18 protein-coding genes are annotated in these 26,779 nt (G+C 34.5%); 16 read left to right on the top strand and 2 right to left on the bottom strand.

All coding sequences use genetic code 11. The features are described 5' to 3' along the window. The first annotated feature begins 283 nt into the window (after positions 1 to 283). The 13 genes from IPI15_RS00615 (at position 284) to IPI15_RS00555 (ending at position 17,681) form a co-directional block, all read left to right on the top strand. Positions 284 to 1,924 (top strand): phage tail sheath family protein, encoded by a 1,641-nt coding sequence (locus IPI15_RS00615; RefSeq protein ID WP_287402448.1) that lies wholly within the window; start codon positions 284 to 286, stop codon positions 1,922 to 1,924. A 41-nt stretch (positions 1,925 to 1,965) separates the two neighbouring features. Continuing rightward, on the top strand, positions 1,966 to 2,418 hold the full coding sequence (locus tag IPI15_RS00610) for a phage tail protein (protein WP_287402446.1): 453 nt from the start codon (positions 1,966 to 1,968) through the stop codon (positions 2,416 to 2,418). A gap of 118 nt (positions 2,419 to 2,536) precedes the next feature. After that, on the top strand, positions 2,537 to 2,986 hold the full coding sequence (locus tag IPI15_RS00605) for a phage tail protein (RefSeq protein WP_287402444.1): 450 nt from the start codon (positions 2,537 to 2,539) through the stop codon (positions 2,984 to 2,986). Between the two features lie 2 nt (positions 2,987 to 2,988). After that, a complete protein-coding gene (locus tag IPI15_RS00600; RefSeq protein ID WP_287402443.1) occupies positions 2,989 to 3,495 on the top strand; it encodes a phage tail protein in 507 nt (168 codons plus the stop codon). Positions 3,496 to 3,507: 12 nt separating this feature from the next. After that, on the top strand, positions 3,508 to 3,681 hold the full coding sequence (locus tag IPI15_RS00595) for a hypothetical protein (RefSeq protein WP_287402442.1): 174 nt from the start codon (positions 3,508 to 3,510) through the stop codon (positions 3,679 to 3,681). Between the two features lie 2 nt (positions 3,682 to 3,683). Continuing rightward, positions 3,684 to 4,334: a CIS tube protein gene (locus IPI15_RS00590; protein WP_287418792.1), complete on the top strand. Its 651-nt coding sequence runs from the start codon at positions 3,684 to 3,686 to the stop codon at positions 4,332 to 4,334. A 2-nt stretch (positions 4,335 to 4,336) separates the two neighbouring features. Further along, positions 4,337 to 6,154 (top strand): type VI secretion system tip protein VgrG, encoded by a 1,818-nt coding sequence (vgrG, locus tag IPI15_RS00585; protein WP_287402438.1) that lies wholly within the window; start codon positions 4,337 to 4,339, stop codon positions 6,152 to 6,154. A gap of 12 nt (positions 6,155 to 6,166) precedes the next feature. Beyond that, a complete protein-coding gene (locus IPI15_RS00580) occupies positions 6,167 to 6,622 on the top strand; it encodes a GPW/gp25 family protein (protein ID WP_287402436.1) in 456 nt (151 codons plus the stop codon). Beyond that, positions 6,619 to 10,551, top strand: a complete 3,933-nt coding sequence (locus IPI15_RS00575) for a baseplate J/gp47 family protein (protein ID WP_287418790.1) — start codon at positions 6,619 to 6,621, stop codon at positions 10,549 to 10,551. The genes IPI15_RS00580 and IPI15_RS00575 overlap by 4 nt, the downstream gene beginning before the upstream one ends. A 1-nt stretch (position 10,552) precedes the next feature. Continuing rightward, complete coding sequence (locus IPI15_RS00570; protein WP_287402432.1) at positions 10,553 to 11,458, top strand: hypothetical protein; 906 nt, start codon at positions 10,553 to 10,555, stop codon at positions 11,456 to 11,458. 14 nt (positions 11,459 to 11,472) lie between these two features. Continuing rightward, a complete protein-coding gene (locus IPI15_RS00565) occupies positions 11,473 to 11,643 on the top strand; it encodes a hypothetical protein (protein ID WP_287402431.1) in 171 nt (56 codons plus the stop codon). 259 nt (positions 11,644 to 11,902) lie between these two features. Beyond that, positions 11,903 to 14,188: a hypothetical protein gene (locus IPI15_RS00560; RefSeq protein ID WP_287402430.1), complete on the top strand. Its 2,286-nt coding sequence runs from the start codon at positions 11,903 to 11,905 to the stop codon at positions 14,186 to 14,188. Position 14,189: 1 nt separating this feature from the next. After that, positions 14,190 to 17,681 (top strand): contractile injection system tape measure protein, encoded by a 3,492-nt coding sequence (locus tag IPI15_RS00555; RefSeq protein ID WP_287418789.1) that lies wholly within the window; start codon positions 14,190 to 14,192, stop codon positions 17,679 to 17,681. Positions 17,682 to 18,106: 425 nt separating this feature from the next. On the opposite strand, the gene IPI15_RS00550 is transcribed toward IPI15_RS00555, so the two are convergent. Together IPI15_RS00550 and IPI15_RS00545 are read right to left on the bottom strand one after the other, a co-directional pair. After that, positions 18,107 to 22,540 carry a T9SS type B sorting domain-containing protein gene (locus IPI15_RS00550; protein ID WP_287418788.1) on the bottom strand — a complete coding sequence of 1,478 codons (4,434 nt, stop codon included), beginning with the start codon at positions 22,538 to 22,540 and terminating at the stop codon, positions 18,107 to 18,109. A 117-nt stretch (positions 22,541 to 22,657) separates the two neighbouring features. After that, positions 22,658 to 24,709: a hypothetical protein gene (locus IPI15_RS00545; RefSeq protein ID WP_287418787.1), complete on the bottom strand. Its 2,052-nt coding sequence runs from the start codon at positions 24,707 to 24,709 to the stop codon at positions 22,658 to 22,660. Between the two features lie 265 nt (positions 24,710 to 24,974). Between IPI15_RS00545 and IPI15_RS00540 the strand changes: the two genes are divergently transcribed. Genes IPI15_RS00540 through IPI15_RS00530 form a run of 3 tightly spaced genes read left to right on the top strand, consistent with a single transcriptional unit; the run spans position 24,975 to position 26,778 of the window. Beyond that, a complete protein-coding gene (locus tag IPI15_RS00540; protein ID WP_287402425.1) occupies positions 24,975 to 25,274 on the top strand; it encodes a PAAR domain-containing protein in 300 nt (99 codons plus the stop codon). A gap of 10 nt (positions 25,275 to 25,284) precedes the next feature. After that, positions 25,285 to 26,484 (top strand): HesA/MoeB/ThiF family protein, encoded by a 1,200-nt coding sequence (locus IPI15_RS00535; protein ID WP_287418786.1) that lies wholly within the window; start codon positions 25,285 to 25,287, stop codon positions 26,482 to 26,484. A gap of 6 nt (positions 26,485 to 26,490) precedes the next feature. Next, complete coding sequence (locus IPI15_RS00530; protein WP_287402421.1) at positions 26,491 to 26,778, top strand: EsaB/YukD family protein; 288 nt, start codon at positions 26,491 to 26,493, stop codon at positions 26,776 to 26,778. Position 26,779: the final 1 nt, after the last annotated feature.

The raw sequence follows: 26,779 nt of genomic DNA, 5'->3' as shown, positions 1-26,779 counted from the left end.
AATTAGTAGTCAGTGGTCAGTGGTCAGTGGTCAGAAATTTGAAGTTAGAAATCAGAAATTAGAAATTAGAAGTCAGAAATTAGAATAAACCTACGAAGTACATTTTCTCCAACAGAAAATATGTCCCCCTTTGGAGGGGGCCAAGGGGGTGGACAAAGATAAATGTTAGATGGATGTTTCGTAAAAAATAATATTAATTACAAATTAGAAGTCAGAAATTAGAAATTATACCATTCTAGTATAAATAAAACTTAATTATAATAAACTATAAACCTTTTAACTTATGATGCAATATGCAACGCCGGGTGTTTATATCAAGGAGAGAAACGCCTTTACCAATTCAGTAGTTGCCGTGCCAACGGCTGTTCCTGCATTTATTGGTTATACAGAAAAAGCATTGAACGGCAATTCTTCACTCCGAAACATGCCGACAAGGGTTTCTTCCATGTCAGAATTTGTGACATTCTTTGGTGGAGCACCCCGAATTCAATTTAACCTCAAAGCAAAAGGGAATCTGGAATTTGATCTCCGGGTAGACAAACCAACACAATACCTATTGTACAACAGTATGAGATTATTCTATGCGAACGGTGGCGGTACCTGCTACATCGTTTCTGTAGGTGATTATACAGGGGGCGTCAACTATCGTGATCTGAATGATAATGAAAATAACAGTGGGCTTAATACACTTTTAACAGAGCAAGAACCAACGTTGATATGCTCTCCAGATGCGACTTTACTTCCTAAAGCGGAATGTATGTCATTTTATCAGGATGTATTAAAGCATTGTGGGTACACGATGAAATCACGTTTCGGTATTTTCGATGTATACGACGGTGATCAAAAGAGGTCATTTGACAAAGTGGATGTTATTACTACTTTCAGAGAAGGCGTTGGAAATAACTTTTTAAATTTTGGCGCAGCTTACTACCCATGGTTAAATACAACTATAGTTACAAGTTCCGAAATATCTTATAAAAACGTCAGCAATACTCCAGAATTAATTAAAATATTAACTGCTGAAGCTGAACAAAATTATCTACAAATAGCGACAGCATTTGAGGATGTTGCAGAAGCACCGGAAGGCGCTCCGGACGAAAAAGCCAAGCCGGACGACAAAGTAAAAAAAGTAACAACTCCTGCCAGTAGAAACCTTAAGAACTATGATGAGCGCTCTATCAGATTGTTCGAAGCCGCTAAATTCGAAATCGACAAACTTAAAGATAACTCTGCGGATACACTTGTATTGGATAACACGCTGAGAACAATCAGTCCACTCTACAAAACAATTCTCAATTCTATTAAAGAAGCGATAAACATACTTCCAGCAGCAGCAGCTATGGCAGGAATCTACACATTAGTAGACAACACCACAGGTGTTCATAAGGCTCCGGCTAACATTTCAATGTATGGCGTTACTTCTCCTACAATTCCTATAACTGCAGAAAACCAAGAAGACTTGAACCTTCCAATCAATGGAAAAGCAATCAATGCCATCCGTACATTTATCGGAAAAGGCATATTGGTATGGGGAGCCAGAACACTAGATGGAAACAGTCAGGACTGGAGATATATCAACGTACGGCGCACTATGATCATGCTAGAGCAATCAATCAAAAGTGCAGTTGAAAATTATGTATTTGACCCTAACACAGCTCAGACTTGGGTTAAAATCAGAACCTCTATAGAAAACTTCCTTACGCTGGCTTGGAGAAGTGGTGCCTTGGTCGGCAACACCACAGGTGATGCTTTCGAAGTTCATGTAGGACTCGGCATTACGATGACACCTCAAGATATCTTGGAAGGGTTACTCAGAGTTTTGGTAAGAGTTGCAGTAAGCAGACCTGCGGAATTTATAGAAATTACATTCGAGCAAAAACTACAGGAAACAGGTGGTTTCGTCACTGAACCAATGGGTGTTTAATTCAATCAATTATTTAGTAAAAAAATTAAAATAAATAAACAATGGCAGATTTCGAAAACCAATGGCCGGTTGCAAAATATCATTTTCGTGTAACGATAGACGGTGAGCAGATAAGCTTTCAGGAAGCATCTGGCTTACAAGCTGAGACGACACCAATAGAATACAGGAATGGAGACAGTGAAGCTTTTCATGTGATAAAGCAAGCAGGTCTCGTCAAGACAAGTAATCTAGTACTTAAAAAAGGAGTATTTGAAACAGACAGCAGATTGCTGGATATCTTCAATAAGATCTACGATAAAACCTACTATACTCAGGATGACAGAATTGACATCATTGTAGAGTTATTGGATGAAACAGCCTCCACTGTAATGACTTGGAACATATCCAGAGCTTTCCCTGTCAAATTCAGCGGAACGGACCTTAAATCAACAGCAAATGAAGTCTCTATAGAGACGATCGAATTTGCTTACGAAGAGATCAAAACTGAACTTTAAACTAGATCGGCCCTGAATTTTGAAAATTATTCAGGGCTATTTTTTCTAATTTAATTACTAATTTATCCTTTCGTATATATTGTCTAGCATCTAGTGGCTAGCATCTAGCATCTGAATTATGGCAAAAACTGAAGAACGAAAATGGCCGGTTGCAAAATATCAATTCCGGGTGACTATCGCTGGTGAAGTATTTAGCTTTCAAGAAGCTACAGGGTTACAAGCTGAATCACCCATCATTGAATATCGTGTAGGAGGCAAAGAAATTCATACAATGAAATTAACAGGCTTGCTAAAAACAAGTAACCTTATTTTAAAAAAAGGAATTTTCGATGGTGATAAAGCACTGAGAACGTTATTCGATCCTGTATACTTAAATACATTTACTGACGAGACAAATAAATTTGACATTCTAGTAGAACTACTTTCTGAAAGTGGCGCCCTTGTCATGGATTGGAATATAAAACAAGCTTGCCCTATTAAATTTACTGGAACGGATTTGAAATCTACAGAAAATGCAATTGCAATTGAGACTATGGAATTCTCTTATGAAGAAATATTAACAACATAAATATGGCATCGTATAATAATCAGACTTCATTCAATAAGGTTAATTTCATTCCACGGTCCTTTCATTATTCTGTTACAATAGATGGATTTCCAAATCTTACGTTTACAGAAGCCAGTGGCTTACAAGCGGAACTTACTACCGAAGACGTAATTGTTGGCGGTAGAAATAACAATGTTTACAAACTGCCATTAAGAGTAAAACACGGTAATTTAGTATTGAAAAGAGCTTTTAATACGAAAATAGTTGCAGGAGCTGTAAGTCAAAACAACGAGTTTTATACAACTTGGCTTAATGATATACTGCACAAAGATGGTAATTTTGATACACCAATTGTCCTTAAAAATATAAACGTAATTCTTGAAGACCCTCAAGGTGAAAAATTAATGAGCTGGGATATAGTTGGTGCATATCCTGTCAAGTGGCTTATTTCCAATTATAGTGCTAAAGAAAATACAGTTGCAATAGAAACAATTGAATTTGCATATCAATCTGCTAAAATGAATTTCTAAAACTAAAATTTTATGCCAATTGAAATTAAAGAATTAAAAGTAAATATACAGGTGACAGATAAAAGTGTTACCCTTCGGGAAATTGAAAATCTGGTGGCGAAATTATTGCGAAACCATGATGAAATTATTAAGCAGGATTTTATGACTACAATAATCAAAAAAGAAAAAATTAATAGTAGCAGATAATTATGGCCACAGCACTTGAAATACGGACCTATACCGACGCAAGAATGAGTGGTGACGGAGCACTCGGTTACAGCATAGATCTAGTACCTGAAAAAATCACTATCTCATATGGATTAAAATTCAAAATAGATAACCCTAATACAAATAAAAGGGTTACAAAGTTTGAAGGTTATGATGATAGTAAACTTAACTTCGTTTTTGTAATAGATGCTACCGGTGTTACCGGGAAACAAGTAGTTATTAAGGATGAAATAAAGAAGCTTGGAGAGGCAATTTATAATTATGTAGATTCAATTCATAAACCACATTACCTTAAAATTAAATACGGATCGATTAATTTCAAATGCCACCTTAAGAGTTGTAATATCGATTATGTTTTATTTAAAACTGATGGCACGGCGCTGCGAGCAAAAGTCACACTCACCTTTGATGAATTCGTCTTACCCGCAGATGCAGAAAGCCGCAAGATGTCATCACCCGATATGACACATTTAAGGTATTTCAAAGAGAGTGACAATATATTTACTTATTGTGAAGAAATTTATTCCAACCCAAACCAAGCAGTCCAGATAGCTAAATTTAATGAAATAATTAATTTCAGAAAAATATCTGCAGGTACTCAATTGCTATTTCCACCTTTAGAAAGAATATAATTATGGCCGGCCAATTAGTAACTCCAAAGTCGCCTTTAATAAGAGAGGTCGATCTATTATCATTTGAGGTCATTGTTGACGGTGAGATTCTTAGAGATCAGTATATAGTTCAGTCTATTAATGTTCACAGAAAGATCAATAAAATTACTACTGCAGAATTTGCTTTTTTGGATGGAGACCCTAGTATGGTGGATTTTGAACTCCAAAATAAAGATGTAGTAACTCCCGGAAAGGCAATCATTATAAATGCAGGATACCACCAAAAAAATATGGCAAAGATCTTTGAAGGTGTTGTGCTCAAAGTTGGAGTTTCAATAAAGCCTGGCGGACATTCTGAAGTAACTTGTTATTGTGTCAATAAAGCACATTATTTAACCGTGGGCAGGCATAACAAATACTTTACTGATAAAAAAGATAATGAAATTTTTTCTGAAATTATTGGTGAATATGGGATTGATAAAGATGTCGAAACTACCAAGATCAAACATCCACAAGTTATTCAATACGGTTGTTGCGACTGGGATTTTATTATATCAAGACTTGAAATTAATGGACTTATACTTTTAACAGAAGACGACAAAATTAAAATTAAAAAACCTGATTTTGATTCAGCTCCAATTCATCTACTTACTTATGGCACTGATATAATGAAATCAGAACTTGAAATAGATGGTGGATTTCAATTAAAAAAAGTAAAAACAATTTCATGGAATCCAGATGAACAGCAGCTCAAAGAAGCTACAAACAGAAACGTAAATGTAAATCTACAAGGCAATTCAGGGCTGATAGAACATTCATTACTTGCAGATAAATTCAATAAAAAAGAATTTCTATTGCAAAGTACCGGAAACTTACCTGAAACGGATTTGGAGGAATGGGCGACAGCTCAATTTCAAAGAGCAAAAATGTCTAGAACCACTGGCTCAATGACCTGCAACGGAACAGAAAAATTCAAACCAAACACGATTGTTGAATTAAAAGGTCTTGGAAGATGGTTCGATGGAAAAGCATATATCCGGGAGGTCAATCATGTAATTCAAAGTGGAAGTTGGATTGCAGAGATCTTTCTTGGCTGGGAAAAAGACTGGTACATTGATTCCAGGCACGACATCATCAATCCTTCCACCACCGGCCAGTTACCTGCTATGGAAGGGCTCTATATCGGGAAGGTAAAGCAGTTGGAAAATGATCCTGAAGGTTCATTTCGTATCAAATTGGACATTCCTGTAGTAACTGAATCGTCAGATGGCGTTTGGGCAAGGCTTTCGACCATGCATGCTTCGAATAGTCATGGCACTTACTATGTTCCGGAGATAGACGATGAAGTAATTGTCGGCTTTTTAAATGCTGACTCAAGATATCCTATCATTCTTGGTTCAGTTTATAGCGCCAGTCATGAATCACCATATGGACATAAAGACAGCAATAACATTAAGGGTTTTGTCTCCAGATCGAAATTAAAACTTACATATGATGAATCTGACAAATCCATTACATTAGAAACACCTGGAGGAAGAACTTTCTGCATGGACGATTCCGGACAGAAAATAACCATGGAAGATCCATTTGGAAATAAAATGGAGATGGGAGCTTCTGGTATCAGTATCGATTCTAATGGCAAAATAGATATCTCTGGCAAGTTGGGAGTATCAATATCAGGCACCACAAACGTCGATATTAGCTCCATAGGACCTACCAATGTCAAAGGTTCTATTACAAATGTCACCGGTAATATTTCAGCAGTTATGTCTGCACCCACAGCTACGGTATCTGGACAGATGGTTGCGACACTAACAGGTATGGCCGTAGTTATTGGCTAAATTCATAATAAAATGGCGCTAGAAAATATAACAATTAAAAACAATAGTGAAAAACTATCTTTTCTTGGCACAGGATGGGCATTTCCGCCTCTCTTCAGTATTGCTGATGGAAGTACTGAAATGGTTTCTGATTTTAAAGATATTTCTGAAAGTTTGCAGATACTATTCGCTGTTAGCCCTGGAGAAAGAGTTACACAACTTCGCTACGGATGTGACCTGTTTAACATGTTATTTGAGCCAATTAGCACAAGCCTAGAATACAATGTCAGAGATATGGTCACCGCTGCCATAGACGAATTTGAACCAAGGGTCGATGTTCTTGAAGTAAATACAGATATCACTAACTATATTGAAGGTTTAGTTAGAATAGAAATCATTTATAGAGTCAGAGCAACCAATACACGACACAATATTGTATTCCCATTTTATAAAAATGAAGGTACAAGCTTACCTGAAGATACCATATGATAGAGAGGGACAATACATATGGTGATACCAAATTCATAGGTACTACGCAAAGTACGAGATTGATTAATAAAACCAATCCTTTGGACATTGCCATTGATGATAGGAAAAAAGAAGAATTAATAGCAATCCTTCAGGAATATTCAAGACTACTTAGATTTCATGATAAAGAAGGAAATTCTGATGCAGATTGGCAACCATTTTTCAATGCCAATATTTCAGCAGTTATTTCGAGCTTTATTTCTAAAGATCTTTCAACGGCTCAATTTAATTTCAATGAATCTATAAAAAATTTTAATTCAACTACTGATCTGGCGAAAAAATTTGATCATCTTAAAATTATGATCAATATCATCTACTTTCAATTGTCAGATTTTGAGGAACTCAGGAATAAATTATTGAAAATTCAATACAAAAATGGAGATTTAGAAAAATATTCATATTATGATGTGGAAGCATACTATGAACAAGCTGTAACAGGATATATTCAGGAATTCGTCACAATACTTAGAGGTACTGTTCCATTCACCGAGAAACTCAAAATAGAATTTGAAGCAGCGCATAAAATCCTTGAAAGTAATAAAAATATAAAGATAGATTCGTCAGAAATTCCTTCTGAATTAGATTCAATTTACATTAGATTGAGAATCCTTTACAATAAACTTACTGAAACAACTATTTCAGTAAAAGAAAACTTAATGCCTTTTCTTCGCAGATCGCTTGAGGAAAAAAATGATCACCAGCCGCATATAGGATTATTATATGGGTTCTTAGACCAATATAAAAAACTACAAAACTCTATTAATAAAATTCCAGAAAAATTTCTGCATATCTATTATGTGGATTTTCTGAAACAGGAGCGTCAAAAACATGTTGCTCCATATGCTTATGTCAATTTTGAAATCTCACCATATGTGGATAATAAGCTGATTGAAGAAAAAACAGTTTTACTGGCATCATTAGACAAAGACGGCATACCACATAGATTTGAAACTTTATATCCGGTAAATGTCGGTCATTGCTGTATCTCTGATGTAAAATCTCTGTATTTTGATAAAGGTTACAGAGAGACAATTACCAATAAATATGCGTTAATTACCGAGTCATTTATGGCTCCTGTGGCTAATTCTCAAGACGGGATGGGAGCTCCTTTTAACCCGGATAAATTAGCTTCCTGGCCGACTTTCGGTGAAGATCAAATGGATAAAGAGCCAAACCTTAGAAATATGATCGATGCCAATCTTGGTTTCTCGATATCTTCCCCTGTTCTATTTCTTAATGAAGGAAAACGAAATGTCTCAGTCAGGCTTAATTTTACAGAAAAGTCCACAAGAGATTTGGTGAAATTATTTAAAGACATATCCTCAAAAGAAAAGGTAAAGAGCAGTATGATGGATATTTTCTTCAAAATATTCAGCTCTAAAGGAAAAAAACGGAATATTACTATTTACTTAAGCAGTCTTAAAGGCTGGTATAAAGTGGATCCTCAGACGATAAAGATATTCCAGGATCATGAAGAGGAATGGAATCCCGGACATCTTTGCTTCTCTTTTTCATTAGACCCTACCGCTCCTGCTATCATTCCATATGATGAACGCTTACATTATGGGAAATTTGTATCAACTGTTCAGCCGACAATGGTCATTTTACTAAATAATGACAGAGAGCCATATTTATATTCATTTCTACAAAAGCTTATCCTTCAAGACGTTGTCATTGACGCCAAGGTGGAAAATATTCGAAATCTATCTATTTATAATGAGTTTGGGCTAATAGATAGTGCCCAACCGTTCTTTCCTTTCGGACCAACTCCAGGTAAAAATTCATATTTTTTGTTAGGAAGCCAGGAAATATTTAAGAAGAATATCGCAGAACTTGATATTGAAATTGAATGGTTCGACTTACCAAAGACCCCCGGTCTATTTAATCAAAAATACGAAGATTACAATATCAAATATGATGATTTTAATGTTCGGATTGGTAATTTATCAGATGGTGAATTCAAATTAGAGCCATTCATAAGGCCGCTTTTTCAAACTATTGAGCGTATAGGAAGTGATAAATTGAAAGATGAATATTTATATACACATTATCATTTGAATCATGAAGATTTGAAGAATTTGGGATATAAAACAAATGATTACCTTGAATATCAAAATGAATTTAATTCCAAGACGAATTCAGGCTATTTAAAAATTATCCTCGAAACGCCGGAGGATGGATTTGGTCAAAAAAGATATCAGGAAATTCTGTCGAAACACATGCTGAAAAATGCACGGCTTATCAATAAAGCACTCGTGACTGATGAGAATGAAAATGAACCGGATATTTATTTTCCTTCCATGCCTGAGGTGCCATTGATCAGCAATATATTTGTAAAATATACCGCCAAAGATACTATTGATTTAACTCAAGAGAATGAAACGTTTCAGGAGGTAAATCACATTCATCCTTTTGGTTATGAAAAAATTTATCCAAATTTGAAATATCAGGATCAGTTGCCGTTTTTACTCCCACAATATGAAGAAGATGGCTATTTAATTTTAGGTCTTGAAAAATGCAAAAAAACAGAGATCGTTTCCCTATTATTTCAGATGACTCCTGTATATTATCAAGATAAAGATCAGTATACACTTCCCGTAATAAAATGGCAATACTTAACTTACAATAATGTATGGCGACAGTTGCCGGGCGAATATATTCTCCGGGACGAGACAGATACTTTCACTCGGACAGGAGTGATACAGATCAAGATTCCTGCAGATATCTCTCATCTATCCCATGTCATGGAAGGAGGCAAGTTTTGGATAAGGATCTGTGCTTCCGGTGACATTCAATTATTGAATCATACGATAGCTATATTTCCAAATGCTACACTCACAAAGTGGATAGATCAGTCTGACCCTTCAGTACTAAATGAAGCATTTCCGCCACACTCCATTATTTCTCTGGATAATAAAATTCAAGGAGTTACTAAAGTGAATCAACCGTTTGAAAGTTTTGGAGGAAAAGCTGAAGAAACATTTATTGAATTCTATACCCGGGTAAGCGAAAGGATTCGACACAAGAATCGTGGATGGACAGCATGGGATGTTGAAAGGATCATCTTAAATAAATATGATGATATCGAGCAAGTAAAATGTATTTCTGGTTTAGGCGAAACCGGAGAAAGGGTATATGAATATCTCGACCTGGAGGAAGAAAAAAAATCCTACGAGATCAATTACCGTTCAGAAATGGATGAATTTAATTCTAATAAGGTAATTATTGTAATTGTCCCCAGGAAACTGAAATACCTGAAAGAACACATCACAATTGCCAACTTTAGAAAATTGGAACAAATTAAAAAATACCTTGGCGATAAGATGTCACCATTTGTCTCCATAAAAGTGAGGAATCCTGAATTTGAATATTTACGCATTCAATGCGATATAAAGTTTGCAGACAGAGGAAATGAAGGTTATGACATTGCTAAATTGAAAAAAGAAATCGCCAATTTTATTTGTCCTTGGTTTATTGACCAATCTAATGCTTTGGAATTTAATAAAGAGATTCATGTAGATGCTTTAAAAGATTTTTTAAAGTCACTAGATTTTGTCACTTTTATTACGCGTTTTTCTATCATTCAGATTATCGAGGATGGATATCAGTATCATATGATTGATAGCGCTGATAGTCATGACTTTATGCACATTCTAAAGCCTACCAAACCTTGGGCTACATTCATACCTGATCAGGACCACATCATTAGTATCATTGAAGACGAATATGAAGAAGAACCTGTAAAAGTGCAGGCTCCCGTGCGATTTAAAAATGAATACAACATCCTAAAAAAGACAAAAATAATTCAATTAAAAAGATCAGATGCTCCTAGAACCGATAATAAAAAAGTTGACAATAAACCCTTTAACCCATTTACATTAGAATTATAATATGGAACGAACGGCACAACAATTATATAGGGAGAATTTAATTCAAAGATTCAATGATCCTGATCTTCAGGACTTTGTGCAATCGACAATCAATATCCTAAGTGATGGAATTGATATTGACGATATAAATGGCTTAAAATTAGAGTCAAAAGGAGGAAATAAAAAACTGATTAGTTTCTACGAAAAAATTAAAAACAAATCCTCTTTGTGGGATATTAGTCTTGGGCAAACTGAACAAAAACACAATTCACTTAATATTGCTGCCAATGATAAAACCTTGCTTAGTATCGTCGACAATGGATGTGTAGGAATTGGCAAAGTAGATCCATCATTCCAGCTCGACGTAGACGGCTTGGTGAGCTCAACCGGACGAGTTGGAAGCTTTGCCGTTGGAAAAGTACCCGCAGATGGGGAATGGCATACACTATTGAACAACCTCAGTGGAACCATTGGGTTTGAAGCATTAGCGCACATCATAAACGGAACAGAAGAAAGATATGCATTAACTTATGGCATCTTATTGATGTCTGAAAAAAAAGGTAATAAAAACAAAGTGCGTTCTGTAGATGCAGCAAGCAGTTGGCTCTGGGGAAGATGGCTAAATAAAATATTATTCAGATGGACGAAAGATGAGGCGAGCAGCACAGACCAAGATTTAAAATACAAGTTGGAAATGAAATCAAGGACCAGGCAAGGGATGCCGGGTTTAGAAACCCCCTACGTTTATTATCGCCTTGCGAAGATTTGGGACAAGCAGTATGAAACTGGAATTGACTTGAATGTTTCTAATATATACAGCACTACATACGGCAAGGCTGCTAGTCCAGAAAATAAAGAAGTGGAAGTAAATACTCCATTAACGACAACAACTGTACCTAAAAGAACCATCAGTATCAAACCAAAATAATTTAAATCATAGTGATGAAAGAATACCAACTAAAACTTACCCCGGACGAGATAAAACTTATTCTGGATGTCCTGTTTGAAAAACCTTTCAAAGATGTTTTTGATCTTATTGGTAATATAAATGAACAAATTGTCTTTCAGGAACACAAAACAATGCGAGATCCTAAATCAAGTGTGGACAACTAGTAATGAATGATGAATGATGAATAATGAATAATGAACAATGGGCAATGGGTGATCAGGTAATGGGTAATGGGTAATTAGTAATCAGTAATCGCGTGATGAGTAAACGGGGGAAAGCACTGCAAATGAAATTTATCTATCGTATTAATCAAAAACATGAAAGGGTGACATTATGATGGAAAATAATAAATAAATGATGGGTAATGGGTAATGGGTAATAGTTAAAAAAAACTTCAAATAACAAACGACAAACAAAATAAAATTGCAAAAAACATTCACAATAAAAAAATTTCCTAAATACTCCGATTCAACGGATTATGATGCATTAGTGCGGGATTATATCGATGAATGTCAAAAATATTCAAGTCATATATGGACAGATTATAACATCCATGATCCGGGTATCACTGCACTTGAATTACTTTGTCTTGCAATAACAGAATTGGGATTAAAATCTGAACTGGATATATTTAGAATTATTTTTAATTCACAAAAATTAAATTTTAACCCCGAAGAATATGCACTTTACAGCGCACTTGATGTATTTCCCACCCTGCCTGTGACAATTTCAGATTATAGAAAATCCATCCTGGATAAATTTATAAATTACGTGGATAATGTTTGGGTGGAGCCGGTACCATTTGCAGAAGACGGAGCTCGCTATAAAGGATTGATTAATATCTTAGTCAAGCCAAAATCTGACATTGATAAAAAAAATTTAGTTCAAAACATTAGTAAGTATTACCTCTCAATAAAAAATATGGGAGAGGATCTTTCATCGGTAATTGTAATGGATGCCGTTAATATTAGTATCAATTTATCAGCTAGGGTTAAAGGGAATATGCTTCCTGAAGAAATTCAAGCTGAACTTAGACAGATATTATATTTAGAAATAGAACGACCAGTAGAGTTCGAAAGTTATCTTTCAGATATTCAAAAAGGAGGTAGAATAGAAGACATTCTTTCAGGACCACTTCTGGACAATGGAAGGATCAAAGATGCTTCCATTGAAGATTCCGGTATAGAAAATATTACCAATTTATATAAATCTAAATTACTATATACAATTGCTTCTTCAAAGTATATCGATAAGATTGAATCCATTGAAATATTAGTAGATGGAAAGCCTATTGAATCAGACCATATTAAAATAGGGAATAAATATTTTCCATCATTCGATTATAATGGTTCCAAATTCAGCTTGTATAAAGAAAATAATTTATTGCGAATCAATAAGGAAACTCAAGAATACATTTATAGATCAACTTACAAGACCAGAAAAATATTTAGTAAAAAAAGTCTTGAAGATTATCTCACTCCTGACCTATCGTCCAATATAGCTTTGGGCGATATAAATTATCTTTATAGTATTCAAAATCAATTTCCTAAGATCTACGGCATATCTTCTTATGGCCTCGTATCAAAATCAGCCAAGTTCAAGACAAGTAGCCTACAATTAAAGGCTTACCTTTCTTTCTTTGAACAAATCATGCAGAATTATCTGGCTCAATTGTCTAATGTCGATAAGTTATTTTCATTAATAAGGACAGATGAATCTACTTACTTTACAAAATATCCTGAATACATACCTGAGTTTGATAAAGTATCGAAAGAAGGAATAATGGAATTTGGAAATTCAATACAAGCAATTAGTGATAATTTCGACAATAAATATAAACGTAGAAATGAGTTTATAAATCACCTTTGCGCGCGATTTGGAGAAGAGTTTCCACAAAATATATACTCTGGAGATATAATTGAACAATCAAATGACCCACTAATAAGGCATCTCAAGGAAATCAGGCTTAAAAGCAAATACCTGCAAAATTATGCGACATTAAGTATGCAAAGAACCAAGAGTTCGATATCAGACAATAATCTAAGTTCAACACTTTCAGCATTTCATATTAAAATGCTGATACTCTTGGGTATTGAAAACTTAGAAGAGCGCGACACGACTATGTTTACTCTTGGAATAAATACAAAAACTAAACATACATTAAAATTTGAAGTAAAAGATAATGACGAATTAAAACTATTATTTTCAAATATCATAAATGAAAACAATTATGGTATCGAGAATGAAAAAGGAAAATACTGTCTATATTTTTATTGGGGAGAAGTAAAGAAAATAAAAATCACAGATTCAAATCGTTATTCTGAATGTGAGAAGGTAATGGAGGAGATAAAAGAAAATGGTATGAAAATAAATCAATATAGTGAATACTTTCACTTAATTGAAAATATTTTGTTGAGACCCGACAAAGAGGGATTATCCTCCATGGATCCTTTTAGCAATATCTGCACCATCATCCTTCCTGACTGGCCTTACCGATTTCAACAATCTTCATTTCATAACAATTTTAAAAACCTGGTTCAAGCACACACCCCTATTCATATAAAATTCAAAATCCACTTTTTGAATTTTGGAGAAATGCAAAAATTTGAAAAATTAAATAGAGAACTCAAAACATCAGAAAATAAAACATCTACAGAATCATCAAAAAAGAAATTAATAGATTTCTTAAATTCTTTACAAACCATCTAACATGCACCATATCAGAAAGATAGATGCAACGATACAGGTTGACGATCTGAATGATGGTTATGAAATAAATAATGCGTTGACAGCTCTCTTGGACGGGGAGATGGAAATTGATTTAGAAAAACTTTTTGATGCCCATAGCAACAGCGATTATGTGACTATCTATGATCAGATGACGCTGAATATATTACTCGAAAGCGCAGATCAACCCAGAAACACCCTAAAGCAGCAAATTCTGCAGCAAATTGAAAGTAATTTGATCAAACATGAATTCAACCAGGAGTCGAAAGTAGTTTCTGATATCAACTACGATAATAACTCGGATTCAAATGCGAATATTAATGAACAAGGGGTATCTTATAGAGAATTAGCCGTTTCGACTTACTTTATTGAAAACTTATTGCAATTCTTTAAAACAGGCGCTATCACATCTCTATCAGATTTAAGCCATGAAGACTTACAGCAACAAATAATAAATATAATTGAAAAGGAACAGTTCTATTTAGTCGATCAATTATCATTTCATATAAAAATAGATAAAAGCATCCTTTATAGAATAATAAACTTTTTTTCTTTAAGACAAATTAGATTACTAATAAAATTTTATGCGAAAAAAATTGGACTGAGTCTGGATACTTTTGAGCGATTTGAAAGTACCATGTTTCAATTGTTTCCAATAAAAAGCGCATTTGCTGAGAAAATAATACTTTTCAATTCATTAATTTTCATCCACGAAAACAAATCGTACAATGTAAACAATGAACTATATAAGTTGGAAGAAATTATAAAATCCTACCACCTAAAAAAAGAATTGTCAAGCGAAATTGGCATGATTGCAATGTCTGAATTTAAGTTGCTCGTTGATTCAAATGAAAGCAATCCTTTTATAAAAATGATTTCCAACATACAAAACTATTTGTCTACCGCCGCTGATTTGTTAATTTCTGAAAAAAGTAGCAACAAAGATTCTATTAAAAGTAAAGAGGTATTAGACAAGCTCCGTTACTTTGAAGTAATTTCCGATATATCAGACCAAGAAGACTCAGCTGAGTTCACTGAAGATTACATCAATTATCTAATCAATACTTTTAAATATATTATTGTACAAGGGTCATATCCTTATTGGATTTCCACTGAACCCGAAGTACAAAACCTTTTTAAAGAAGCATTAAAATTACTTTTAGTTAGAAATAAACGCGATATCAGATCTGAAATAGTATCTATATTTAGTGAGATATCATTTATTCCCCAATTAATTAAATCTTTGAATAGTCATTTTGATTTTGAAACAAGATTTGCCTTACTGAATGTTCTGGATGAAGAGACCAGCCATAAATTGGATATTTTTCAGCATTTATTCGTAAAGTTTAAAGGATTACTTCAAAAGATTGAACTTGTAAGCCCACATATATTAAGTTTAATAAATAAGGGGTTTAATAGCTACAAAAGTGAAATCACCGAATTTTTAATGATTGCTCAACTTACAATTAAAACGAGTGTAACGGTCAAACAATTATTTGCACTTTTTATTATTAAATCAGCCCAAAAAGAAAAGGAAAGCGAAAAAAATATTCGGAAGGATCTAAAGGATCTATTTAGTGAAAAAGATGAAATTGATCTTGTATGGGCATTGTTAGAAGAACAAAGTGTAAATATAAGTGATGTAGCACAAAAAACATTAGAAGATCCTCAACTTTTATTCACGCGACAGAATCAAACTTTAGGTTTGAATTTGAAGGTGGATCTTGAATTTTTTATAAAATATTTCATCCCGGAATACAAGAAGAATATCTCAATAGAATCAGAAAAATTAAGTTTTGAAAGCCTTAAAAAAACATACCTGAGTCTGGGGCAGATAGATCACTACAATTTGCCCGAAGACATAAGAACTTTCTATTTTAGAGCGCTTCAGACAAAAGACGCCAACCAAAAATATGAATGGGCCTATTTTATTTTCAGATTATTTAAATCTGAATTCGAGGGAACATATTCAAAAGATGTACAAGAAACATTGTCTATTAAAACGGCGCAACCTCAAGTAGGAAGTGCGTCAAAATCAATAGATGAGGCACCAGAAAAATATTTGGACAGGACTCAATTACTGGATGCCTCTATTCAGGTAGTTTACAGGAATTTTCTCGATGCAGTAAATGAAATAAATGATATAAGGGTAAAATCCGGGGTCAATCCTGAAACTATTGGTAAAATTATAAAATTACTTTCTAAAATTTATAAGCAATCATTCAATGAATTCGACCGGGCAATTCAATATGTCAAAGAGTTTAGTTTACCGGAACATCTGGTAAAATTAAATGAAGTAATCCCCGGCAAGAAGATCAACGAATATAAGTTGAAAAGCGAATGGCATACTCTATTGAGTGAGGCTCACATAATTCTACTGGATGAAATTCTATTTTTAAAAAATAACACATCTTCGGATAATTCTGAATTGACAATACAGGAAAAACTAAGTGAACTACAGGAAATTTATCACAAACAAATTGAATTTAACAAAGTAATTGAGTTGAGTATTGGTAAGAGAATCAAGGATGAACAGCATTATGATGAACTGCTTTTTCAAAAACTCCGGGATAAATTCAATGATTTAATAATAATTCATGGCAAATCAATCAATACAGCCCAATCTGACGAGTTATTGAATTCAATTGGCATATCAGAATTATTTAAAATATCACCCTATTATAACTCGAAGTCTTCTTTTGATAACAATTTGAAGCAAATCATTATTCAGTTGAGTAAGCAGAAAAACATTCCGATTAGATCCATACTTGCTTCAATTCTGAAGATATATTTTCAAAAAGAACGAGTTCCATCACATTTTGAGGGCAATGAAACTATTTATTATCAGTCGGCCTTCTCAATTTTTGAATTATTCATTCAATCTTTGACAGTTGATGAAAAGCGTGTTGATCCGACCGAAAGCCGCAGTGAATATAGCCCTACGAATATACCTATGGGAGAAGCCAAAGAGCACGAAACATTTTTGGTAAGCAATGCAGGTTTGGTGATTTGCGGCCCTTTTATTTCCATGTTGTTTCAACGACTAGACCTTTTAAATGAAAAGAAAGAATTCAAGGATAATTATTGCTTGAATAGAGCGGTCTTTATATTGAATTATTTGAGTTATGGGACACTTGATGTCAAAGAATATCATCTTTCGCTCAATAATGTCTTGTGTAATGTTCCCAAGAATTTCATTTATGATTTCTCCATTAAGTTAACAAAGAAAGAAAGAGATACTTGCGACTCTCTTTTGGAAAATATTTGCCAGCAGTGGTCTGCACTGAAGAGCACGAGTCCTGACGGTCTGCGGTACAACTTCCTGATCAGAGATGGCTCATTGAGTTTTGATGGCGCATATAAACTTGTCGTCGCCAAAAAACCTTATGATCTATTATTATCACGAATCCCTTGGACTATTGGTACGATGAAGCTGCCTTGGATGAAGGAATTTTTGTTTACGGAGTGGGAGTGATGTATTTATTACTTAAGTTTCGGTAGTATAATTTTTCTTTTTGAAGATTTTTTTTAAATTTTAATAAAATGTTAGATGTTGGAAGCTTGTCCGCCAAGCAAGGCGGGGTAGATTTTAGATAGCTTTCCATCAATCACATGGATATTTTTTCTATTGAACCTTTTAAAGAAAAAATATGGATCAATTGACTAACCTCCATTTAACATCTAACATCAGCCATCTACCTTTATTTCTTAACATCCGAAACTTAAGTTTATTACTTTAATTCATGCGAGGAAACTAAATCCGTATTCAAGACAATCGAGAAACCTAATTGGAATACCAAATTAAGTGAGCAATCCACCCATCATTTCTAAACCTTTTGGTAAAATCTGTCATTTGAAATCATCCATCAAACCCCAAACATCAAACATCGAACCCAAACATCATCTAATCAATTCCACAAAATTCTTGATAACAAATGACTTGCCATCCGTGGTTTTCAGATTCAGCACATAATAATAAGTTCCGCCAGGTAATTCCTCACCATTGTCGTTTTTCCCATCCCAATTATTATCATAATTTGCCTTGCTAAGGACTGGTGCTCCCCATCTGTTAAATACTTTGAAGTCAGAGTGCCCGATCTTGCATTTTGGAAATTGTGGCAATATTAAGACATCATTTTGTCCATCTCCATTTGGTGTAAAGGTATTTACATAATCTCCATTATTATCTATGCATGTTGCATCATTGATCATCAAGATAGTACCCGTATCACAAGCTTCCGGACAGGATGCCAAGCAGATGACATAATCCATCCTTTCCGATTCCAATGGATAATTTAAAGTATATTTTTTCGTAATTGGATCGTAGTCTCCATGGAAATAGAATTCCATAGAATTTTCATTATTGCTCTTAAGCAACGTACCAATAAATAATCCTGCACCATTAAAAACGTCCTGACTAACGGAATTCAAAATAACACTTGTTTCTCCATTTAATTGATCATTTGATACTACATCAATGATAACCGGATTGGAATAAAAATCAAATTTTATTGTATCATCTACCGCCACTATATTCGATGCAGCATTCGTCGTGAAAGCACTATCTTTCGAGCAACCTTGAGCATCAGTCATCCTTATATTGTATTGTCCCGGAATAAGACCGGTAAAAATTCCCGTATTATTTTGACCTATATTGTTAATCGTAAAACTGAAAGGCGCTGTTCCAGACTGCGCTGAAATGGTTAATGTTCCAGACTTTTGCGCGCACTGAAACCCTTGTTGACTTATCACAAAATCAACTGATTGACTATTCCCTAATATAAATGTTCCTGATGTAGAACAGCCATTTCCGTCCAATATTAAGTAAGAATAAGACCCTGATGTCAAAGTTTCAAATAATGATGACGAATTGACCTCATTATTCTGAAGTGGTCCTGATGGTCCATTGATAGTGAATTGGAAGGGAGATACACCTCCCGAAATTGTTAGAAGCACAGTGCCATTATCAATTCCGCAACTGGTAGATGTTACAATTGATTGGGCAGTAAGTGTGTTACCAATGGAAATTATTTCTACTGATTTTATTGTAATACATCCTTGAAAATCAGTCACAGTAATTTGATAATTACCTGGTAAAAGGTTACTTATTTCTGCAGTGGTAGCTCCATTACTCCAAAGGATAACATATGGATCTAATCCTCCTGAAATTGATGCAGAGGCCGTACCCGAAGCTGAACCGCAAATTGCATCATTTTTAGTTATTTCTACTGAAGGACCTCCTATAGAATTGATCGTTGCTGTTGCAATTTCAATACAATTATTTGCATCGGTAACAGTTAAGGTATATTGGCCGGCCATGAGTCCGCTAATGGCCGAATCAATAGATCCATTGCTCCAAATAAACTTGTAAGGTTCCGCTCCTAAAGTCACGATAGCTGCAGCACTGCCATTGCTTTGTCCACAAATAGCATTTATTATAGTTATTTCAACCGATGGACCTCCTGTAGAATTGATCGTTGTTGTTGCAATTACAACACAACCATTTGCATCGGTGACGGTCACTGTGTATTCGCCGGCTATAACACTTGAAATTGATGAATCCATAGAGCCATTACTCCAGAGATATTTATATGGAATGGCTCCTAATGTCACATTAGATATTGCACTTCCATTACTTTGTCCGCAGTTTGCGTCGGTTTTTGTAATTTCAACCAAAGGGCCTCCGGCAGAATTGATCGTCGCTGTTTCAATATCAATGCAATCATTTGCATCAGTTACAGTCACAGTATATTGTCCTGCTATAACACCTGTGATTGATGAATCTAGTGAGCCATTACTCCAAAGATATGTGAAAGGTGGTAAACCTGAAGAGACCACCGCTGTTGCACTTCCATCATTTTGACCACAATTTGCATCTGTGACATCAATTGTAACATTAGGTCCTGGAACTGAATTTATAGTGATCATTTCACTAGCCTGACACCCGGCAGCATCAGTGACCGTAACTGAATATAGACCCGGAATTAATCCTTGAATACTTAAAGTATTTTCTCCATTGGACCAATCAATAATGTAAGGAGTTGCACCACCATCAATAGTTATGGTTGCTGTACCATTAGTCAGATCACAGCTAGCATCAGTTTTTGTTATGTTCAATGTCGGTCCATTCTCGGAATTAATGGTGACATCACCTGTGACCACACAATTATTATTGTCAGTTACAGTAACAGAATAAATTCCTTGCGCCAGACCATTGATGGTAGAGGTAATCTCGCCGTTTGACCATAATATATCGTAGGGAGACATGCCACCAGTGATCTGAACCGAGGCACTTCCGTCACTATTTCCGCAAGTGGCATCCATTTTTGTTATGATGATTGCAGGCCCATCAGATGCATTGATCGTGATAGAATCAATCGCTATGCATTGATTAATATCTGTGACTGTAATGCTATATGTGCCTGGTTGTAAATTTGTAATTGTTTCTGTAGAGGCTCCTGTTTCCCATAAAAAGGTGATGGGAGGGGCACCACCCGTTACGACTGCTGAAGCACTTCCATTATTTTGGTTACAGGTGGCATCGGTTTTAAAGAGCGCCAGCATTAAACTTGAACTACCTTCAATAGTAAAACTCATTGTCGTACTGCAATTGTTTGCATCTTGAACAGTTGCAATATAATCTCCTACAGGTATATTGGTAAAGTTATAATTATTCTGAAATATGGATCCTGATGTTTGTGGAGGAATCGTATTAATAGTGAATACAAAAGGAGATTGGCCGGAACTGACGGAGACACTTGCACTTCCAAAATTATTATTACAATCCGCATTAACAGGTGTAACAGTTAAGTTGATATTTGGGAATTCCACTATCTCATCCAATTGGTAACTGCAACATTTATAGGTAACTCTTAGGGTCAATGTTCCTTCATTTAATACACAGACTTCAGGGGTATATTCTTCACCAGAACCAGGAAGAAACCATTGATAACTAATATTCTCTGAATTACTAACAGGAACTCCGTTTTGAAGCACTGTTGCATCATAACACATTTGGATACAGCTTTCTAATGTATTATTTATAGAAATATCAAGAGTTGGGCATTGATCATTGGCATTATGGCAACCAGTAACAAAATCCGAAGTGTTGCCTTGATTATTACCAATAGGGGGCATTATTGAATAGCCGGTAATATAGTCATCAGGAATAAGCGTTAAACTTGTGGGATAATTGAGACACCAGTAGCCCTTATCGTTAACTTCAGCTGTTCCGATAAATAAATATCCATTAGTACAAATATTACATCTGGGATTATTAAAGTCAGAACTAAAAGTACCTGATTGGTATATATAGACGACCTCGCCAGGCACGCCTGAACCACCAGCAGCATTGCTATATACGTAATCAATCGTCATAGATGCATCACTATTCTGAATCGGGACAGTCAAACAGTCGAAAGAATTCTCATAAACAAGAATATTACTCACATTATCACAGCTTATTCCCACATCATAGTATTGAGTTTCACTAAGGCCGTAAATAAGATTTTCGTTGCCTGCACCTCCAAACGAAATATTCATAGAATTTCCAACTATACAAAAATATAGATTACCAAATCTTGATATTTGTCCATTTATAAACCGCGTTATATTGGAAGTTATATTAATTGAACTTGCGCTGAACAGTTCGATTCCCTGATCGCATTGATGTATCTGATTATTATTAATTTGAATTAGCGAACAATCATTATAAAGTGCTATACCTTTGGTATTGGTTACATTATCTGGTTTACTTCCAAAATACTGAGGTAGTATAAGATTATTATCTAATTGACCAGTATTGGATTGTCTGCATTCAATCATAGTATTGCCACCACTAAGAAACATTGATGTACAATAAAACTCACATTCCGTTGCAAGAAAGTTTGTTGAACCTTGAAACCTTAAAGGAATTAAAAATTTATCAAAAATGACATTATTTATTGAGTTATTCAAGTTGGAGTTTGGCATTGAATTGTCAGGCCCAAATGAAATACATTTGTCACTTATTTCTTTATTTCCCAAAAGTCTAATCTTCGAATCAGTTGTTGAGTTATATCCATTAATGGTTACATTATTATTAAGAATGTGTGGCAAGTCATATTGAAATATCATATTATCTGTAGGCAGACCGTCATCAGTTAGTGCGAAATTGATGATTTTTTGAGTATTTGATGGAGATTCATTAACCAGCCTAATAGCTTCCCGAAGGCAATATGGCGCAGAGCCATCATCATAGTCAAAAGCTTCTGTCACCGTAAAGGTTTGGGCGGCTGTTGAATACCCGATAATAAGAAATAGAAGAACAGAAAAAAAAGAACAACAATATTTCATATTCGACAACATTATAGATTAATGTCTGTGTCCTATATTATTTAAAAGTTCCACAAAAACATTCATCCAAATAAAATATTATATCCTATATATAATAATCAGGGAGTAATTTTTAGGTTATTCTTTCTTTTTAAACGTAAGTTTAGTGCGAGGTGGAGGTTCGTTATTTGTTTCATCCTGTGGCCTTATAGCCATTGGTTTAATTTTAAAAGATCCGGCAGGAGCAGGATCTACTGATGAGGTTTCTTTATCCGCATTTTGTGCTTCAACACGTTTAGAATTCTCTTTGATGTTTTCTAAAGAACTCATTTGATCTGAGTCTTCAAGGTATGTATCATTTTCTCCAAGGCTACTTATTTCATCTGTCGATTCGACTAAAATAGGTTCATCTCTTGTGGCAAAATTGAACGCAATTGCGTCAGTTTCACTATTTACTTCCAAATTATGAATGTCAATTTCCTCTGAGATATCCTCTAGTTCTACAAGATCTACATCAGTAATTTCTTCATGCTCGATTACATCCAATTGCTCAGAAATAAGGAGTTCATCTTTTAAAATTACATCAACTGATGAAGAATCATCGTACAAATTATCTTCCGGATGATTAATATTCTCATCGTTTAGTAATGAGTCTGAAGGTTGATTTATTTCGGATGGAATATCTTCATTCTTTAATGAATCAATTAAATTTTTCTTATCAACATTTTCTAAATTAAACGATATTTTTTTATTATCAGCACCAAACTTAATTTTGGGGATTTGCATTTTTTCTTCCTCACTATTCTCAACAATAGGAGGTTTCAATTCCAACAGTAACTTAATATTTTCGGTAAGCCCGGGATAATTATTAATATTAAATCCCAAATAAAAATCCAAATCTCCAGAATCAATTAATGACCATTCTTCTGATGCTAAATTTGCACTGGTATTTTCTAATGAGGACATTAAAATCAATTCTGTAATCTTATCAAACAAAAGAGTTAGAATTTGATTCTGAGTAATCAATTCCACCAAAAAAGGCCATTGATAAAAAGCATCGGGATTTAAATATCTGATTTCACTTTGGGCATCAGGATCATAGGAAATGTATTTATTTTGAATAAAAGGATGAATTGCATTCAATATATCCTTTTCACTGATCCTCAATGCGGCAGTCAATTCCGTGCCATTTAAGTCATTGTGATATAAACTTTTGTCTTCAGAAATATGAAAAGCGTATAATAATATTTTTTTGAAGTTATCTCTTTGGAATCTTGTACCTATACCTTCGAATAATTTATCCAGTTTAAGGGCAATAATACTCTTTTGTATAATGGTTGACTCGTTGTTTTTCTCAAGAATAGGATCCTCGTCTTTGTCTTTTAAGTTAATTTTAAGTGCCGCTTCCTTTTTTATTTGAAGTGGTTTGTGAACGACTTCACGAACAGGCATAATTCCCACACTTATTTTCCTAATGGCATTCTTTAATTGGAGTAAAATATTGCCTGAATGAGCAATATCCTCAATTAAGTCATTTTTGACATCTTCCTTACTATTTCTAAACAGCGGATATTCATTGAGTGAAGCGCCAATATCCTCAAAATTTAAAACTGGAAGTTGAAAAACAGAATCATCAAAGTAAGCAATGGAAACCAATTCAGGTTTTTTCTGAAGTAATTGAAACTGTGCATCACTAAGAGATAGAATACAATATAATGGCTCCACTTTGCGCCTGACAGCGGTCTCGAATATCAAACTTATGTCACGTATCTTTTCGTAAAAAATATCTTCATTTAATTCCTCCAAAAAAATACAAAAAAGATAATTAAATTTAAAAGCATATTGAAACGACCTATACAGTTTGTTTAGAGAAGTCTTTTGTTGCCTTAGATTTTGAATCATTGTCGATTCAAAATCCAGACTGACTCTCATATCAGTAAAATTATTTTTTTCTAGGATCTTTTCAATGGTCTCAATGTAAACATCATCTTTTAAATCAAATTCAATGACTTTCCATTTATTGTTATCGCTGATGTGCCATTTTTTTGTCTGAAGTAATCCTGAATAAAAATATTCAATGAATTCCCGAGCATCATCGGAGTGAGGAGCTACGAAAAAAACAAATTGTTTTTCACGTACTTTTAAAAGTAATTCTTCCGCCTCTGCAAATTTCTTTTTTAAAAAGGTCATTTTATCACATAGGAATTAGTCCCCATAATTGAGGTCAAATATATATCATCTTTTTGTGTCCTTAGCTCGTTAAATGTTACCTTTTGAAAACATCGAAGTAACCTAAATCGCAAAATTGAGAAATTAAATATAGATATGCCCTTCTGAAAAATTTAGAACTTATGAATCAAATGCTTAGCTTATTCTTTTCGACGGGTAACATAATAAATGATTAGAACACTAATTTCTAAGATAAATTGTACAAACAACAATCATAATAAATTATATGCCGCCAAATGCCAGAGTCAGTGATATGACTATTTGCCCGCTCTTTACTCCGGTCCCTTTTGTAGGATTGGTTCCTCATGTAGGAGGTCCAATCATAGGTCCTGGCGCCTTCATGGCTACTATCAATGGCTTACCTGCAGCATGCGTTGGGGATATGTGTTATTGTAATTTATCAATTAATACCATAGCTACAGGTTCCTTCAAGAGCTTAATCAGAGGGCGGCCAGCTGCCAGATTTGGCGACATGACTGCTCATGGAGGTTTTATAATTACTGCCTCACCATCCTCAATGGGTTAAAATATAAAGCGTGGCAAAAAACAAAAAACTTTCTATACAATCAGGTGAAGCATGGGATTCAACCTTTCAGTTAATGTCCTGGTGGGATGCGGATTCAGTTAAAAATGGTGTGGTGCTGGTCGTAGGCGCAGGTGCTTTAGGCAATGAGGTACTGAAGAATCTAACACTAATGAATGTCGGCAAAGTCATAATTGTCGATTTTGATACGATTGAAATGTCAAATCTCAACAGATCAATACTATTCAGGGCTGACGACGCAAATAAACATAAAAGTAAAGCTCAAATCGCTGCTGATAGGATGATGGAGATAAACCCCAACATCAAAGTAATAGCTATAAATGCAGATATTACATACCAATTAGGCCTGGGATTGATTAGAAGATGTGATGTTATTATAGGGTGTCTTGATAACCGGATCGCAAGGCTCTATCTAAATAGATTCTGCTCAAAAGTTAACAAACCATGGATAGATGGGGCAATTGAAAATCTTGCAGGAACAATGACAGTTAATCAATTGAATAAGAACTGTTATGAATGTAATCTCAGTGAAACAGAATGGAAAAATATTAGATTTAGACTAGGATGCCCGGATGTAGCAAGCAGAAATATTAAGTTCGGAAAGATCCCCACAACACCTATCTCCTCCTCCATCATCGGCGCTATGCAAGTTCAGGAAGCTATTAAAATAATTCATGGCAATACAAAACAGATTGAATATCACAGGAAATTCTATTACGAAGGAATGAATAACATCGCTATGTGGGTAGAAGGGGGAGATAGGAATGAAGAATGTGAGAGTCATATGCTCTTGGATCCAATACTTGAAAACAACAAATTAAGCAATGATATGACGCTTAAGGACTTTTTTAAAGAAGTTAGCGATCAAGTTCGACAGTCATTCAAATTACTTCTTGACACAGAATTAGTGCTAGAATTAACTTCGAAAAGTACTGAAAAAAGTTACGATGTAGTGATCACCAAAGCTGGGCTCAATGATGAATTTTTGAATAAGTTCAGGACACAAATCAGTGAAGATTTTATGATTACGAAGAGTGTAGCATCAATTGAAAATGATTCAAATTTAGATAATTATACCCTTCATCAGATTGGCATCCCACCTCTAGCCATAGTCGATATTGAAACAAAAGATGATATTTTACACATTGAATTAAGCAAAGATCTATCTAAATATACATTATTAAATAATTAAACCGTCATGGCAAAAAAATCGAATGAAATAAATATTATAATCAGGATCCTACCAAAAGGAGAAGAAGTTGACGTAGAACTTGACGTCACCACTACTGGCAAAGAAATAATTTCAGAATTAATTTCGAATGGATTGACTCCAAAAAATGACCCTGAGGGCAATCCCTATATTTATGAATTGATTTCAAAAATGAATAATGTGAAGATAAATGAGGATAAAACTCTTTTAGATTCAGGTATTCAAGATGGAACAATCATTTATGTAACACCTAAGTTGGTGGCCGGTATTCACTAAT

Origin of the sequence: Candidatus Brachybacter algidus (genome assembly GCF_016707225.1) — a bacterium.
GTDB classification, from domain to species: Bacteria; Bacteroidota; Bacteroidia; order Chitinophagales; family Saprospiraceae; genus Parvibacillus; species Parvibacillus algidus.
Note: the sequence above shows the minus strand (reverse complement) of the source record. Positions and strands in the feature narration are given on the sequence as shown.